Here is a 16,125-nt window from a genome sequence, read left to right as displayed (position 1 = left end):
GTGCCGGGGGCTAGGTGACGACCGGGGGCAGGGTGGACCAGGGGAAGTTGATCCAGAGCGGGGTGCGGCGCCAGACGTACTCGCAGCGCACCTCGCTCCCGGGCTTCTCGTAGACCACCGCGCAGCGCACGTCCGCGACCTGGCCGCCGCAGAAGTCCCGGACCAGCCGGAGGGTGGCGCCGGTGTCCGCGACGTCGTCCGCCACCAGGACGGTCGCCCCGGACAGGTCGACGGCGTTCGGCACGGGCGGGAGCATCACCGGCAGCGGCAGCCGCTCCCCCACACCGGTGTAGAACTCCACGTTCATCACCGCCAGGTTCTTGACGCCCAGCGCATAACCGAGCGCGCCGGCGACGAACAGGCCACCACGGGCGATCGACAGGATGAGATCCGGCCGGTAGCCGCTGTCCGCGACCTGCTCGGCCAGCTCGCGCGCGGCGGTGCCGAACCGCTCCCACGTCAGGGTCTCGCGGGCGGGCTCCTGCTCGTGGGCCTCGGTCATACGCGGCAGCCTAACGGCGGACGATCACGCCTTCAGGCTGTCCTCGGTGCTCGGGCCCGCGGTGGTCGGCCGCTCCGTGCCCGGGGCCACGTCGGTCGGGACCGCGTCGCTCGGCGCGGTGCCCGACAGAGCAGTGCCCGACAGAGCGGAGCCGGAGACGACAGTGCCCGAGACGGCGGTGCCGGAGACGGCGGTGCCGCTCGGGGCCGTTGCGCCCGGGGCCGCGCCGCGGGACCTGCGCAGCCGGTGGGAGATGCCCCAGCCGGTGACCCGCAGCAGCGCCTCCGCGACCACGGCACCCGACATCTTCGAGCTGCCGAGCTCGCGGTCGGTGAAGGTGATCGGCACCTCGCGCACCCGGAACCCCGCCTTGACCGCGCGCCAGGCCATGTCGACCTGGAAGCAGTAGCCCTGCGAGGAGATCGTGTCCAGGTCCAGGGCCTCGAGCACCTGCCGCCGGTAGGCGCGGTAGCCGCCGGTGATGTCGCGGATCGGCACGCCCAGCGCGAGGCGGGAGTAGACGTTCGCACCGCGGGAGAGCCACTCGCGGTGCATCGGCCAGTCCTGCACCCGGCCGCCGGGCGTGTAGCGCGAGCCCAGCACCAGATCGGCGCCCGGACCCTCGTCGAGCGCCGCGAGCAGCGCCGGGAGGTCCTCCGGGGAGTGCGAGCCGTCCGCGTCCATCTCCACGACGACCTGGTGCTCGCCCGAGAGTGCGTGCCGGAAACCGGCGAGGTAGGCGGCGCCGAGCCCGTTCTTGCCCTCGCGGTGCAGCACCCGGACCCGGGGGTCCGCGGCCGCCATCTCGTCGGCGACCTCACCGGTGCCGTCCGGGCTCGCGTCGTCGACGACGAGGACGTCCGCCGCCGGGACGGCTGCGTGCAGCCGCGCGATGACCGGCCCGATGTTCTCCCGCTCCTGATAGGTCGGGATCACCACCAGCACCGGTCCCGGGGGCTCAGCCATCGAAGTCCTCTCCTGCCCCGGGGGCATCGGACCCGCCGGTCCCCGCCCCCGCACCGTTCGCGCCGGCCGGCTCGTCACCGGCCCTGCGGCGTCGCCTCCCGGCGAGCACCGCGGCACCGACCGCCAGCACTCCTGCCGCGGTCAACACCCACTCGGGGATCGACCGCAGTCGCGTGGCCAGAGTAGTGGTGTCCTCCAGCGTCTCGTCAGCGACCAGCACTCCGGGCACGAACTGGCCGGTACTGCCCGTGACGGCACCGTCCGGGGTGATGGTCGCGCTGACCCCGGAGGTGGTCGCCACGACGACCGGCCGATCGTGCTCGACGGCCCGGATCCGGGACATCGCCAGCTGCTGGTAGGTCATCTCCGAGAGCCCGAAGGTGGCGTTGTTGCTCGGCACCGCCAGCATGGTCGCCCCGGCCGACACGCTGTCGTCCACCAGGTCGTCGAAGGCGATCTCCCAGCAGATGGCGATGCCGATGTCGGCGCCGCCGGCCTGCAGCACCCCGGGGCCCGGACCGGGCACGAAGTTGCCGGCCCGGTCGACGTAGCTGGAGAAGATCCGGAAGAACGAGCGCCACGGCATGTACTCGCCGAAGGGCTGGATGCGCCGCTTGTCGTTGCGGGCCACGGGGCCCGCCACCGGGTCCCACACCAGGATCGAGTTGCTCGTGGTGCCGTTGTCGTTCACGAGCACCGAGCCGACCAGGATCGGCGCCTTGATCGCCGCCGCGGCGCGGCTGATCTGCGCGGCCGCGTCGGGGTTGCGGAAGGGGTCGATATCGCTGGAGTTCTCGGGCCACACGACGACGTCCGGCTGGCGCTGCCGGCCCGCGGCGACCTCCGCGGCGAGCTGCTCGGTGACCCGGACGTGGTTGTCCAGCACCGCGCGGCGCTGGGAGTTGAAGTCCAGGCCGAGGCGGGGGACGTTGCCCTGCACGGCCGCGACCGTGAGCTGCTTCTCCGGCCCGTTCACGGTCGGTGGGACCAGCGTGGCCACGGGCCCGACCAGGAGCGCCACGGCCAGCAGCACGGCGGGCACGACGGCCGCGCGGATCCGGCGGCGGTAGAGGCGGCGCAGCAGCTCTCCGAACGCGAGCCCGGCCAGCACCACCACGAAGGAGAGCAGCGGGACGCCGCCGAGCGACGCCGTCGGCAGGAACAGGCCCGCGGGCTGACCGAAGCCCGTCCGCCCCCACGGGAAGCCGCCGAACGGCACGCGGCCGCGCACCGCCTCGACCCCGACCCAGATCGCCGCGCCCCAGACGGGCGCTGCGGGCAGTGTGGACGTTGCGGCCATCGCGGCGGCGGCCACGCCGAACGCGAGCGACTCGACGGCGCACAGTGCGAGCCACGGCAGCGCGCCGACGAAGCTGCCGGTCCAGCTCAGCAGCGGGACGAGGAAGCCCATCCCGAACAGGAAGCCCAGCAGGAACCCGCGGCGCAGGCGCACCCCGCGCAGCAGCAGCCCGAGGGCGGCGAACGTGAACGGGGCGAGCCACCACAGGTCGCGCGGCGGGAAGCTCAGGTAGAGGACCACCCCGGCGCCCAGCGCGGGCACGGCCCGGGCCAGCAGGGCCACGGCACGGCCGGAGCGCGGGCGCTCGGACGGAGGGCTTCCCGGGGCGGGATCGAGGGTCGGCGCGGCCACGGCTGGAGCCTACGGCCAGGCACCGACGGAACCGACGGCCGTACTCAGGCGGGACGGGCGCCGAGCAGGTCGAGGACCCCGGGCCCGGCGGCCGGGGAGGCGTGGCGGAACCACTCGCGCCCGTAGTGCCCCGCGAAGTCCGCCTCGGGGAGCGCGGCCGGGTCGACCTGGCTGCGGTGGGCGAGGATCGCGGCGCGCTTCACGGCGAGCAGCCGGTCGTCGCCCTCGACGGCGAGCGAGATGTCCGAGGCGGCCCGGCCGAAGGACACCGCCGCGGCGCGGGCGGCCCCGTGCACGAGGTGGCCGTCGCCGACGGTCCGGTCGACCGTGGCGAGGTAGGCGTCCGCCCCGGTCAGCTCGGCGGCGATGGTGCCGACGATCCCGGACATCCGGTGGTCCGGGTGCCCGTAGACGCCCTGCTCGTCGTCCGCCAGCAGGGTGGCGGCGCCCTCCTCGTCGAGGATCTCGGCGACCCGGCCGGCCAGTGCGAGGGGCTGCGCGGTGGCCAGGGCCAGCGCGTGGCTGCCGTCGGGGCCGCCGGGCAGGCCGGAGTCGCGCCGGCCCAGCAGCACGAGCCGGGAGACGCCGAGCAGGGCCGCGGCCTCCTCGAGCTCGGCGATCCGGCGCTGACCGACCGTCTCGCCGGTGCGCAGCGGGACCCGGGAGCCGCCCAGCTCACCGCCGGTCGCCATGACGAGGACGGTGCGGGCACCCGCGTCGGCCAGGCGGCGCAGCGTGATGCCGGTGAAGATCGCCTCGTCGTCCGGGTGCGGGTGGAGGGCCACGACGGTCTGGCCGTGCAGGTCGAGACCGGCGGACGGGACGACGGGTGCCGGGAAGGCGTTCATGAGAGGGGTTCGCAGACGCGCGGGCCGCGGACTCGCGGCAGGTGGACGGGGCCGGGGGTGTCAGCTGCTACAGCAGCGACAACACCCCGGACAGCAGCGACCCACGGCGGGGTGGCTGGTCCGGTCCGTCACGGGCGGAAGCATCCCACAGGGTGGTATCGCGCCGGAAGCGGGTCCCCCGAGCGTCACATCGCCTGGTGGAGGAGCCGACCGGCCCGCACGGTCCGCAGGCAGCGGTCGCCGTCCCAGAGGGCGTAGCCGGCCGCGCCGCCGGCGACCGGGACCGGCCGGCCGCCGGTGTGGGCGGCGAGCGCCGTGGCCTCGTCGACCGACGATCCGGGCGTGCGATGAGCGGTCGCCGCCCTGATCGTCGCCCAGGGGTCGACCGGGGTCACGGGGCTGTCCGACCCGAACGCAAGGGCGACCCCGGCGGCGTGCAGCGCGGCGAAGGGGTTCATCGCGAGCGCCCGCTCCTCCCCCAGCCTCGCGGCGTACATCCCGTCCGGGCCGCCCCAGGCCGCGTCGAACAGGGGCTGGACGCTCGCGACCACGCCGAGGGAGGCGAGGCGGGCGGCCTGCCCGGGATCGACCATCTCCAGGTGCTCGAGCCGGTGCCGCGCGGCCCGCACCGCGTCGGGCGAGGTGCGGGAGGCGGCCTCCTCGAAGGCCGCGACGGCGGACTCCACCGCGGCGTCGCCGATCACGTGGAAGCCGGCCGGGATCCCGGCCCGGGTACAGGCGACGACGTGCCGGACCAGGGCGGCATCGTCGAGGTAGCGGTTGCCGGTGCACTCCGGCGCGTCGCGGTAGGGGGCGTGCAGGGCCGCGGTGCGCGAGCCGAGCGAGCCGTCCACGAACAGGTCACCGGCCAGGCCGCGGGCGCCGGTGCGGGCGCAGAGCTCGCGGGCCTCCTCGGGGCTGGCCACCGCCTCCCCCCAGAACCCGGTCACGCCGTCGAACGCCAGCAGGGCCGCCAGGTCGGCCTCGCCGGAGATCTCGGGGCCCGCGCACTCGTGGACCTCCCCGATGCCGCGTCCGGCCGCATGGGCCAGGAAGGACCGCTGCGCGGCGTCCCGCTGGGCCGTCGGCAGGGCGGCCAGCGCGGCCCGGCGCACGTGATGGTGGGCATCGGCGGTGAGCGAACCCTCCGCCGTCCAGCCCGGGGCCCCGACGGCCTGCGGGGCACGATCGACGAGGGCGGTCGAGACCAGCGCGGAGTGGACGTCGATCCGGCTCAGGTAGACGGGCCGCCCGGCGGATGCGCGGTCGAGCGCCGCACGCCCCGGCAGGCGGGGATCGGCCCAGCGGTCCTCCTCCCAGCCGTGGCCCCAGACGAGCCCGCCCGGGGCCGCGACCACCGCGTCGAGGACGTCGGGCCCGCTGCGGCAGGAGGTGAGATCGAGGCCGGTGAGCAACAGCCCGGACGCCGTCGCGTGCACGTGGGCGTCGACGAACGGCGAGGTCAGCAGCGTGCCGTGCAGCTCCTCGACCCGCTCGGCCGGGCGGCCCGCCGCCCGGTCGGCCGGACCGGTCCAGGTGACGAGCGGCCCGTCGAGCTCGACGGCGGCGGGCCCGGTCGCTCCGGGCAGCCGGACGCCGACGAGGAGGGTGCGGGTCAGTAGTCGGCCTTCGGCATCAGGATCCACAGCACGATGTAGATCACGAACTGCGGGCCCGGGAGCAGGCAGGACAGCAGGAACAGCAGGCGCACCAGGAACGGGCTCATGCCGAAGCGCCGGGCGAGCCCCGCGCAGACCCCGGCGATGACCGTGCCGTTGCGGGGGCGGGTGAGGCTGGAAGCCATGGTCGGACGACTCCTTCGGTCGGCGGTGGCGGGTTCGCCACCGGCACCGTCCACGATGCCGTGCGGCGGCGGGACGGGACATCCGGTGAACGCCCCGACCGGGGCCGGGGTTCCCCCTGATAGCACGGTTCGGGCCTGCCGGAGGGCGAGGGCGGGGGTTGTCCACAGGGTCCGGCGGAATTGGTCCCTCCGGGTGAGGTGACGGGCCGGCGGGGATCCGCCATCCGGCCGAGCCGGACGAGGTTGTCCACAGGGGACGGGAAAGGTCCGCCGGCTGTCGGTGGTCGCGCCTAGCGTCCGGTCCGTGCCGATCATCCCGCTCCCCCGTCGCCTCCTCCTGACTGCGCTGGCCGCTGCCGTGCTGGTCGTGGGGCTGCCCTCGTGGGCCGCTGCCGATCCCCTCCCGAGCGCGGTCGTGGCGCTGGGCGACAGTGCGGCCTCGGGCGAGGGCGCCGGCGACTACCTGCCGGGGACGCGGGGCGAGGGAGGGGACTGGTGCCATCGCTCCCCGGCCGCGTACGTGCACCGGACCGGTCTGGCCGACGTCGGGATCGACCTGGCCTGCTCGGGTGCCGGGTCCACCCATGTCGGGTTCGGCGGGCCCGCGCACCACACCGAGGGATCGCAGGCCGCCCGGCTCGTCGAGGTCGCGCGCTCGCACCGGGTGCCGGTGGTGACCCTGCAGGTCGGCGCCAACGACGAGCCCGACCTGTCCGGCACGGCGGTGGCCTGCATCCGGGCCTTCATCGAGCCGGTCGGGCCGCCCTGTCGCGAGACCGTCGGCCGGGTCTGGGCAGACCGGCTGGCCGCGATGGAGCCGCGGGTGGAGGCCGCCGCGCGGGACGTCCGCGCGGCGATGCGGGAGGCCGGGTACCCCGACGACGGGTACGCGCTGGTCCTGCTCTCCTACGCCGCCCCCGGTACGGAGGCGATGCCGCTGTGGCACGCGTTCCAGGGCTGCCCGTACTCCCGGCCGGACGCCGGCTGGGCCCGCACGGTCGCGTTCCCGCCGCTCGCCGCCGCGATCGAACGGGTTGCCGGCCGGGTCGGGGCCCGCTTCCTCGACCTCACCCGGATCGCCGAAGGGCGCGAGGCGTGCACCGGCCCGCTGCGCGACGAGTGGCAGCGGCGCCTGACCGTCGACCCCGGGAGCCTGGTCCGGGGCACGCTCGACGCCCGGGCGCTGCACGTGTTCCAGGAGTCGTTCCACCCGACCGCCGCCGGGCACGCCGCGATCGGGGCCTGCCTGGCGGGGTTCGTCCGTTCCGGCGCGCAGCGCGGGGCGTGCGTGCCGGAGCCGGACGGGAGCGCGCACGCGGAGGTGCGCGCGTGAACGTCCTACAGGACGACCAGGTCGCGCGGACCGTTGTTCAGCCGCTCGGCACCGTTCTCGGTCACCACCACGATGTCCTCGATCCGGGCGCCCCACTCGCCGTCGAGGTAGATGCCGGGCTCCACGCTGAAGGCCATCCCGGGCTCCAGGGTGAGCCCGTTGCCGCCGACGATGTAGGGCTCCTCGTGCACGTCGAGGCCGATGCCGTGGCCGGTGCGGTGCACGAACTGCGGGCCGAACCCCGCCTCGGTGATCGGCGCGCGCGCCGCCTGGTCGACCGACTCCGCGGACACGCCCGGGCGCACGGCCTGCACCGAGCGCTCCTGCGCCTCCTGCAGCACGGCGTACGTCTCGCGCACGCTCGCCGGGGGCTCGCCGCCCACCGCGTAGGTCCGGGTGCAGTCGGAGTTGTACCCGCTGGCCAGCGGGCCGCCGATGTCGATCACGACGACGTCGCCCGCCTCGATCACCCGGTCGGACACGTCGTGGTGGGGGCTGGCGCCGTTCGGGCCAGAGCCGACGATCACGAAGGCGGCCTCGGTGTGCCCCTCGGCGAGGATCGCGGCGGTGATGTCCGCACCGACCCGGGCCTCGGTCCGGCCCGGCTTGAGGAACTCGCACATCCGGGCGTGCACGCGGTCGATCGCCGCGCCGGCGGCGCGCAGCTCGGCGATCTCCGCGGCGTCCTTGCGCATCCGCAGCTCGCGGACGATCGGGCCCGCGAGGGTCTGGCGGATGTCCGGGAACGCGTCCCGCAGCCCGAACACGTGCCGCGCCGGCATGCCGTCGGCCACGGCCATCGTGGTCGGGCCGCCTGCCAGGTCGCTGACCAGCAGGTACGGGTCCTCCCCGTCCGTCCAGGTGATCACCTCGACACCGAGGGACTCGAGGACGTCCGCAGCGAACCCGGGGGCCTCCAGGCGGGGGACGACGAGTGCGGGCGGCGCGAGGTGCCCCGCGGCGGGCAGCACCAGGCAGGTGAGGCGTTCGTGCGACTCGCCGGAGTGGTCGAGCAGGTAGCGCAGGTCGGTTCCCGGCGTGATCAACAGGACGTCGGCGTCCTGGGCTGCGGCCACCTCACCGGCCCGGCGCAGCCGGTCGGCGAGCAGCTCGGTGGGGACGGCGTGGGTCATGCCGCGAGCTTAGGGCGGTCACGCGGTGTCGCGGCCGGGGCTGGCATGCTTGCCCCTCGTGACGGCTCCGGTGCAGGTCCCCGCAGGCTCGCTCATGTTGCTCGACGCGGCGAGCATGTACTTCCGCGCCTACTACGGCGTCCCCGAGTCGATCACGGCTCCGGACGGCACGCCGGTGAACGCCGTGCGCGGCTTCACCGACATGGTGTCCCGTCTGGTGGCCGAGCACCGGCCCGCGCGGCTGGTCGCCTGCCTCGACCTCGACTGGCGGCCGGCATTCCGGGTGGACGCGCTGCCCTCCTACAAGGCGCACCGGATCGCCGGGTCGGAGCCGGGCGGCAAGGGGCCGGACACCGCGCCCGCGGGGATCCCGGAGGAGGTGCCGGACACCCTGGCGCCCCAGGTCCCGATCATCCTCGAGGTGCTGGAGGCGGCGGGCATCGCGACCGGCGGGGCCGAGGGCTGCGAGGCGGACGACGTGATCGGCACGCTCGCGCACCAGGAGGCCACGGACGCGGTCGTCGGGGTCTCCGGGGACCGGGACCTCATGCAGATCGTGCGGGACGAGCCCACGCCGGTGCGGCTGCTCTACGTCGGCCGAGGGCTGGCGAAGGCGGAGTACCTGGGGCCGGTCGAGGTGGCCGAGAAGTACGGCGTGCCGGTCGCGCGGGCCGGCGAGGCCTACGCGGAGATGGCGATGCTGCGCGGCGACCCCTCGGACGGGCTGCCCGGCGTGCCGGGGGTCGGGGCGAAGACCGCCGCGACGCTCGTCGGGCGGTTCGGCTCGTGGGCCGAGCTGCTCGCCGCCGTCGACGACCAGTCGGACACGCGCCTCGGCAACACCCGCACGAAGCTGTCGAAGGCCGCGGACTACCTCGCCGTGGTCGAGCCGGTGGTCCGGGTACGGCAGGACGCGGAGATCCAGTTCTCGCGCCCCGACATCCTGCCGTCCGCGCCGGCGGACCCCGAGGCCCTCGCCGCGCTGGCGGAGCGCTGGGGCCTCAGCAGCTCCGTCGACCGCCTCACGGCAGCCCTGAAGGGCTGACCGCGGCCGGCTGGCTCCCGCGGCTCTCGCACCGGCGACCCTCTCACCCGCGGCCCGCACAGACCACGTCGAGCGCTGGCACACCGCGTCGAGCGTCGGCACACCCGCTCCGGCCGGTGTGCGGTGCACCGGAGCGGCGTGCGAGCGACCCGACGGCCCGGGGGTCGGTCGCGCCGAGGGCCAGCAGGAGCGAGGTCAGAAGAAGGTGCCGGACCAGGGGGTGGTGGGGGTCGCGAAGAGTACGTCCGCGCGGGTGACCGCGGCGGGATCGTGGGCGGACCACCAGCCGCTCGCGACGAGCTCGGAGGGGCGGCGGTCGCCGAGGTAGGCCATGGCGAGGGCGGCGACGTCGCATTCGAGGTCGGCCTCGCCCTCCGCGGCCGTCCCGGCGTCGGAGCCGCCGATCACGTGGACGCCCTCGTTCCCGGGCAGCAGGCGGTCGTGCACCCGGATCCGCACCGGGTCGGCGTCGCCCCAGGCCCGGGCGGCGAGTGCGGCGGGGACGTCGAGGAGCCGCAGCCAGGTCTCGTCGACGATCCCGGTGGTGCGGGCGGCGCGGGGATCGGTGAGGAAGAGCTCCAGGGGATCGTCGATCGGCCGGAGCCGGGCCTTCACCTCGCGGACGAGGTCGATGCCGAGCACGAACCGCCACAGGGCCGCGAGGACGGCCGGGGTGGTGGCCTGCAGGTCCTGGACCTCGAGGACGTTGTCCGCGAACCCCGGGCCCTCGTGCGTCACGGTCCAGACGACGTAGCCGTCGTCCGGGCCGGTGGGGCTGCGGTGGACGGCGACGGCCGGGGCGGGACGGCCGGGGTGGTCCAGGCTCAGGCCCCACCAGACCTCGTCCCGTTCGATCACGCCCGGGACCGGGATCCGCGCCTGCGCCCGGGCGTAGACCTCGGGCAGGACGGTGCGGGCCTCGTCACCCGTCACCATCCGGACGTCCCCGCCCTCGGACGGACCGGCGCGGAACGGGGTGCGGGACGGCACGCGCAGGTCCCGGCCGCGGGTGGCGACGCCGTAGCCGAACCGGCCGTAGATGGCGGTCTCGGTGGCGCGCAGGCTCGCCGCGATCTCCCCGCGGGCCGCGCTGTCACGCAGCTGGGCGGTCATCAGCGCGCTGAGCAGACCACGCCGGGTCCGGTCGGCCCGCACACCGACGCGTGTGACCGCGGCCATCGGGATCCGGGCGCCACCGGGCACGGTCAGCGCCGACGCGAAGCTCGTCGCGCTCCCCGCGAGGCGGGCCTCACCGACGGGAGCCGGGTCGTCGACCCCGAAGGTGCGGCCCGGCGTGTAGGAGGGCGCGGTCCGGGCCCAGCGCTCGTCGTCGACGGGCCCGCCCATGTGGATGGCCGAGCCGAACAGGCCGTGCGCGACGCGGACCCCGTCGCCGTCGAGCACACGGACCGCGGGACCGGCGGAACCGGAGGGCGCGGTGCGGGTCTCGGGGTCGGTCCGGTCGGCGGCGGCATCGGCTCGGGTCACGAGGGTCGATCTTCGCCCTCTCCCGCCCCGGCTGTCACCCCGATTCGCTCCGGTCGCCTGCCACCGAGCCCCGATGGCGCCCCAGCACGACAACGCCGCAGCGCGACATCCCCGCAGCCCGACAGCCCCGAAGCCCGACAGCGACGCCGGACCTTGCGCGACCGCGGGCGGGCCCGGAGTCCGACGGCCCCGCGCTCGGGGCTCGGCCGATGCGCGGGGCCGGGTCGGCTCAGCCGGGCGAGCTCAGACGCGGCCGACCTGGTAGGTGCCCTGGTCGTCCAGAACCGTGATCGGGACCTGGACGTTCTCCCCGTCGACGGTCGCGGAGCAGGTGAAGGTCGCGCCCGCGGACACCTTCTGCGCGGACGGGCAGCGGACGTCGGTGGCACCGAGCTTGTAGTCGTCGGTGAGGATCTTCGTCACGCCGGTCTGGAGGGCCTGCTGGTCGAACTCCGTGGGGCGGAGGAAACCCGGCTTCCAGAAGGCGAGCACGGCCAGGACCACGAGCACGACGACCACCACGGCCCCGCCGATCACGAGCAGCCGGCCGCGGCCCTTGGCGCCGGCGTCTCCCGTGACCCGGCGCGCGGCCTCGACGCCCGCCGCACCGACCCCGCCCGCCGCACCGACCCCGAGGGCCGCAGTGACCCCGGCGGCCCCCGCGGCCCCGGTGTCGGGGTTCCAGGACCCCTGCCCGGCGTTCCAGCCCCCGGACGTCACGTCGGGTCCCTGACCCGGGCCCCGCCCGTGCTCGGCGCTCCAGCCGCCCTGGCCCGCGCCGGTCTCCCAGGAGCCGCCCTGCCGGCCCCAGGAGCCGCCGGCGGCCGCCGGGGACGCGGAGCCGGCCTCCGGCGTCCAGGAGCCCGCTGAGGCCCCGGTCTGCGTGGTCGGGGCGCTGTCGAACCACTCGGCCTCGTCGGCCCGCGCGCCGTCAGCGTCGCCCGGGCGGGCGAGCTGGTCGGTGTCCTGGGTCTCCCCGGCGTCAGGGGCGGACGGGGAGGCCGGGATGCCGTAGGCGGGGGTCGGCGGGTCCGCCTCGGCGTCCGCCCAGTCCCGCTCCGGCACGGACGAGCCCGGACCGGTGCCCGCCGCCGGGTCCGCGGGGGCGTCGGTGGGGGCGCCCCAGCCTCCGGCGGGCGGGCGGCCCCAGTCCGTCTCCCCCGGGCCGTTGGGGTCCTGTGGGCTGGTCATGACACTCCCTCGCTGTGCGAGCCCGGCACACCGGGTACGGGCTCGCTCCTCGCTCTCGCTCACCGTGCGAGCCGACCGGGGTCGGATGCTCTCGCACGCTCCTGCTGGGACCTTCTCGGGTGGGCTCCTGCGAGCCCGGTGGACGATCCAAGCACATGGCCCCGCCCGCCGGGACGCCTCCGCGCCGCCGGGGCGCGGTGCTCACCGAGCGTCATCGATGTGCCACATTCCGCAAGCAACGCTCGCCGCGAGTGCCGCCCGCGGACGGATCCGGCCGCCCCACCCGTACGGCACGGCAGCCGGACGGACCGGGTCCCGGACCCGACCGGGTCCCGGACCCGACCGGGCTCCCTGCCCGCCCGTCGGGCCCGGGGGCGCGCCTCACCCGATCCCGGCCGCCACCACCCCGCGCCGCACCTCACGGGCCGCCCTGGCCGCGGCGCGGCCGACCGGTGTGGACCGGTCCGCGACCGACGCGAGCTGTTCGAGCAGGTCGAGCACCTGACGCGCCCAGCGGACGAAGTCCCCCGCGGAGAGCTCCTGGCCGTTGCGGGCCGCCGCCTCGAGCACCTGGGCGAGCGACTCCCCGCGCGCCCAGCGGTGGATCGGCCAGGCGAAGCCCAGGTCCGGCTCGCGGGTGCGGTCGATCCGGTGCCGGCGCTCGTCCTGCTCCAGCTCCGACCAGATCCGCACGGTCTCGGCCAGCGCCTCGGTGACCGCGCCCTGCGGCAGCCGGGGCACCGGCGCGTTGTCCCGGCGCGACTCGTACACCAGCGCGGACGCCACGGCGGCCAGCTCGTCGGGTTCGAGCCCCTCCCACACCCCGTGCCGCAGGCACTCGGCCGCGAGGAGGTCCGACTCGCCCCAGATCCGGGCGAGCCGCCGACCGTGCTCCGTGACCTCGGTGTCCTCGCCCGAGCCGGAGAGGTAGCCGCGTTCGGTGAGCAGCGCCCGGATCCGGTCGAACCCCCGGGCCAGCGAATGGGTGGTGGCCCGGACCTTCTGCCGCAGCTGCTCGGTCTCCCGTTCCAGCCGCGCGTGCCGCTCGGCCCAGCGGGCGTGGGCCTCCCGGTCGTCGCAGCCGTGGCACGGGTGCGAGCGCAGGGCGCGGCGCAGGGCCGCGATCTCGGCGTCCTCCCCCGCCCCGCCGCGGTTGCGCCGCCGCTGCGGCGTGGGCGCGACGATCCCCGTGTTGCGCAGCGACGACGCCAGGTCCCGGCGGCCCCGGGGGGTGCGGTGGTCCATGTGGCGCGGCAGCCGCATCCGGCCCAGCGTCTCGACGGCGACCGGGAAGTCGGCCGACGACAACCGGCCGGCCCAGCGCTCCTCGGTGAGCACGAGCGGCCGCGGATCCTCGGCGTCCCGGGCGGCCTCGAGCACCACGGCGAGGCCGGCCCGCTTCCCGCCCGGCACCGCGATGACGTCCCCGGCCTTCAGGGCGGCCAGGGACTCGCCGACCTCGGTGCGCCGCTCGGAGGAGCCCTGCCGGCGCAGCGTCTTCTCCCGCTCGGTCACCTGCGCGCGCAGCCGCGCGTACTCCGCGAAGTCCCCGAGATGGCAGGTCATCGACTCGGCGTACCCGGCGAGCGCCTCGCTGTTCCGCTCGATGCGCCGCGCCAGCCCGACCACCGACCGGTCCGCCTGGAACTGCCCGAAGGACTGCTCGAGCAGCTCCCGGCCCTGCTCGACGCCGAGCCGCTCGACGAGGTTGATCGTCATGTTGTAGTCGGCGTGGAACGAGCTGCGCAGCGGGTACGTGCGCGTGGACGCCAGCCCGGCCACCTGCTCGGGATCCACCCCCGGCGCCCAGACGACGACGGCGTGCCCCTCGACGTCGATACCCCGCCGCCCGGCACGACCCGTGAGCTGCGTGTACTCCCCCGGCGTGAGGTCGACGTGCGCCTCGCCGTTGTACTTGACCAGCCGCTCCAGGACGACGGTGCGCGCCGGCATGTTGATGCCCAGCGCGAGCGTCTCGGTGGCGAACACGCAGCGCACCAGCCCGGAGACGAACAGCTCCTCGACCGTCTCCTTGAACGCGGGCAGCATTCCCGCGTGGTGCGCCGCGATACCCCGTTCCAGCGCCTCGCGCCACTCCCAGTAGCCGAGGACGCCCAGGTCGGCCTGGGGCAGGTCGCCCGTGTGCCGCTCGACGATCCGGCGGATCTCGGTGACCTCGGCGTCGGTGGTGAGCTTCAGCCCGGCCCGTACGCACTGCCCCACGGCGGCGTCGCACCCCGCGCGGCTGAACACGAACGTGATCGCGGGGAGCAGCGCCGCGCGGTCCAGCCGGTCGATCACCGTGACCCGCGAGGGCGGGCGGATGCCGCCCTTGCCGCGTGGGGCGCCGCGACCGCGCCGCCCGTTGACCCAGCCCGCCATCTGGTCCTGACGGGTGAGCTCGCGGGTCTGGCGCAACAGCTCCGGATCGACCTTCAGCTCGCCGGCCTGCTCGGCGAACAGGTCGTACATCCGGTTGCCCACCATCATGTGCTGCCACAGCGGCACCGGCCGCACCTCGTCGACGACGACCGTGGTGTCCCCGCGGACGGCGACGAGCCAGTCCCCGAACTCCTCGGCGTTGCTCACCGTGGCGGACAGGCCGACGATCGCGACGTGCGCGGGCAGCTGGAGGATGACCTCCTCCCACACCGCGCCGCGGAACCGGTCCGCGAGGTAGTGCACCTCGTCCATCACGACGTAGCCCAGCTCGTCGAGGTTCCGCGAGGCTCTGCCGCTGCCCGGGCCCGCAGGCGACCCTTCGGCGTAGATCATGTTCCGGAGCACCTCGGTGGTCATCACGACCACCTGCGCGTCCCCGTTGATGCTGCTGTCGCCGGTGAGCAGGCCGACGGCGCCCGCCCCGTGCCTTTCGACGAGGTCGGCGTACTTCTGGTTCGACAACGCCTTGATCGGCGTCGTGTAGAAGCACTTCCGCCCCTCGGCGAGCGCGAGGTGCACGGCGAACTCGCCGACCACGGTCTTCCCGGCGCCGGTCGGCGCACACACGAGGACACCGTGGCCCTCGTCCAGGGCGACGCACGCCTGTCTCTGGAAGTCGTCCAGCCCGAAGGGCAGGGCGCCGGCGAACTCGGTCAGCCGCGGATGGGCGGCGCGGGCCCGGGCCGCGGCATACGCCTCGGCAGGGGCCGGTGTACTGCTGGCCACCCACCCAGGCTGTCACACCGCACCGACAGTTTCCCGTCAGCCGCGCGAACCGGGCCGGCTCAGGTCACGTCGTCGATGTTCCGCGCGCTCGGTTCGGCGGAGTGGACCGGTGCCGCCGGGGGAACCGGCGACGGCCCGCTGACCGCCTCCGGGTGCTCGATGCGGCTGGGCGCGGTGTCGATCGGCGAGGGTGCGTCCGGGTCCCAGGTGTCCCAGCCCTCCTCCGTGCGGCGCAGGGCCTTGCGCTTGTCGTGCACCCGCGAGATCTGGATCGCGAGCTCGAACAGCAGCGTGAGCGCGACGGCCAGCGCCGTCATCGAGATGGGGTCCTGGCCGGGCGTCGCGATCGCGGCGAACACGAAGAGCCCGAAGATGAGCCCGCGTCGCCACCGGCGCAGCTTCTCGTAGGACAGGATCCCGACCCGGTTGAGCATCACGACGAGCAGCGGGATCTCGAAGCTCACCCCGAAGATCAGCAGCAGCCCGATGAAGAACCCGAAGTAGCTGTCACCGGTCAGCGCGGTGGTCTGCACCTCGCTGCCGATGGTCAGCAGGAAGGCCAGCCCCTGGGAGACGACCAGGTAGGCGAGCACCGCGCCGCCGACGAACAGCAGGACCGCGCTGCCCACGAAGATCCGCGCGAACTTGCGCTCCTTCGCGTACAGCCCGGGGACGATGAACGCCCAGATCTGGTACAGCCACACCGGGCAGGCCAGCACGATGCCGGCGATGGCGCCGACCTTGAGCCGCAGCGTGAACTGATCGAAGGGGCCGGTACCCAGGAAGGTGCAGGAGCCGTCCGCGGTGAACACCGCCCGCGACGAGGCGGGCAGCGAGCAGTACGGCTCCTTCAGCAGCTGGCCGAGGGACGGGGCGCCGAAGAAGTTCGCGTCGTACCAGATGTATCCGACGATCGTGGTCACCACGATCGCGATCAGGGCGATCCCGAGCCGGTTGCGCAGCTCGTACAGGTGCTCGACGAGCGGCATCGTGCCG

At 75.2% G+C, this 16,125-nt stretch carries 12 protein-coding genes and 1 pseudogene; 2 read left to right on the top strand and 11 right to left on the bottom strand.

The window, feature by feature from the left end; genetic code table 11:
* Positions 1-10: 10 nt before the first annotated feature.
* From ABD324_RS03900 to ABD324_RS03875, 6 genes and pseudogenes are all read right to left on the bottom strand, one after another.
* Positions 11-502 (bottom strand): phosphoribosyltransferase, encoded by a 492-nt coding sequence (locus tag ABD324_RS03900; RefSeq protein ID WP_344412404.1) that lies wholly within the window; start codon positions 500-502, stop codon positions 11-13.
* Between the two features lie 228 nt (positions 503-730).
* Positions 731-1,468, bottom strand: a pseudogene (locus ABD324_RS03895) (polyprenol monophosphomannose synthase); the annotation flags it as partial.
* Positions 1,461-3,119 (bottom strand): apolipoprotein N-acyltransferase, encoded by a 1,659-nt coding sequence (gene lnt, locus ABD324_RS03890; protein ID WP_344412402.1) that lies wholly within the window; start codon positions 3,117-3,119, stop codon positions 1,461-1,463. The gene lnt and the pseudogene ABD324_RS03895, both read right to left, overlap by 8 nt.
* Before the next feature lie 44 nt (positions 3,120-3,163).
* A complete protein-coding gene (locus ABD324_RS03885; protein ID WP_344412400.1) occupies positions 3,164-3,967 on the bottom strand; it encodes a PIG-L deacetylase family protein in 804 nt (267 codons plus the stop codon).
* 185 nt (positions 3,968-4,152) lie between these two features.
* Positions 4,153-5,613: an amidohydrolase gene (locus tag ABD324_RS03880; protein WP_344412398.1), complete on the bottom strand. Its 1,461-nt coding sequence runs from the start codon at positions 5,611-5,613 to the stop codon at positions 4,153-4,155.
* Positions 5,583-5,771, bottom strand: a complete 189-nt coding sequence (locus ABD324_RS03875) for a PspC domain-containing protein (RefSeq protein WP_344412396.1) — start codon at positions 5,769-5,771, stop codon at positions 5,583-5,585. The genes ABD324_RS03880 and ABD324_RS03875 overlap by 31 nt, the downstream gene beginning before the upstream one ends.
* Positions 5,772-6,075: 304 nt before the next feature.
* On the opposite strand from ABD324_RS03875, the gene ABD324_RS03870 reads away from it, so the two are divergent.
* Complete coding sequence (locus ABD324_RS03870) at positions 6,076-7,104, top strand: GDSL-type esterase/lipase family protein (RefSeq protein ID WP_344412394.1); 1,029 nt, start codon at positions 6,076-6,078, stop codon at positions 7,102-7,104.
* 5 nt (positions 7,105-7,109) lie between these two features.
* Here the strand turns inward: ABD324_RS03870 and ABD324_RS03865 are convergent, their stop codons facing one another.
* Positions 7,110-8,237, bottom strand: coding sequence for a M24 family metallopeptidase (locus ABD324_RS03865; RefSeq protein ID WP_344412392.1), 1,128 nt, complete (start codon positions 8,235-8,237; stop codon positions 7,110-7,112).
* A 94-nt stretch (positions 8,238-8,331) separates the two neighbouring features.
* Between ABD324_RS03865 and ABD324_RS03860 the strand changes: the two genes are divergently transcribed.
* A complete protein-coding gene (locus ABD324_RS03860) occupies positions 8,332-9,282 on the top strand; it encodes a 5'-3' exonuclease (RefSeq protein ID WP_344413389.1) in 951 nt (316 codons plus the stop codon).
* Positions 9,283-9,477: 195 nt separating this feature from the next.
* Here ABD324_RS03860 and ABD324_RS03855 read toward each other — a convergent pair whose 3' ends face one another.
* From ABD324_RS03855 to tatC, 4 genes are all read right to left on the bottom strand, one after another.
* Positions 9,478-10,770 carry a GNAT family N-acetyltransferase gene (locus ABD324_RS03855; protein WP_344412390.1) on the bottom strand — a complete coding sequence of 431 codons (1,293 nt, stop codon included), beginning with the start codon at positions 10,768-10,770 and terminating at the stop codon, positions 9,478-9,480.
* Between the two features lie 243 nt (positions 10,771-11,013).
* Positions 11,014-11,961 carry a DUF4333 domain-containing protein gene (locus ABD324_RS03850; protein WP_344412388.1) on the bottom strand — a complete coding sequence of 316 codons (948 nt, stop codon included), beginning with the start codon at positions 11,959-11,961 and terminating at the stop codon, positions 11,014-11,016.
* A 381-nt stretch (positions 11,962-12,342) separates the two neighbouring features.
* Entirely contained in the window at positions 12,343-15,129 is a 2,787-nt protein-coding gene (locus ABD324_RS03845; RefSeq protein WP_344412386.1) for a DEAD/DEAH box helicase, read from the bottom strand.
* A 59-nt stretch (positions 15,130-15,188) separates the two neighbouring features.
* Complete coding sequence (gene tatC / locus ABD324_RS03840; protein WP_344412384.1) at positions 15,189-16,118, bottom strand: twin-arginine translocase subunit TatC; 930 nt, start codon at positions 16,116-16,118, stop codon at positions 15,189-15,191.
* Positions 16,119-16,125: the final 7 nt, after the last annotated feature.

The organism is Pseudonocardia ailaonensis (genome assembly GCF_039531635.1).
GTDB lineage: Bacteria > Actinomycetota > Actinomycetes > Mycobacteriales > Pseudonocardiaceae > Pseudonocardia > Pseudonocardia ailaonensis.
Note: the sequence above shows the minus strand (reverse complement) of the source record. Positions and strands in the feature narration are given on the sequence as shown.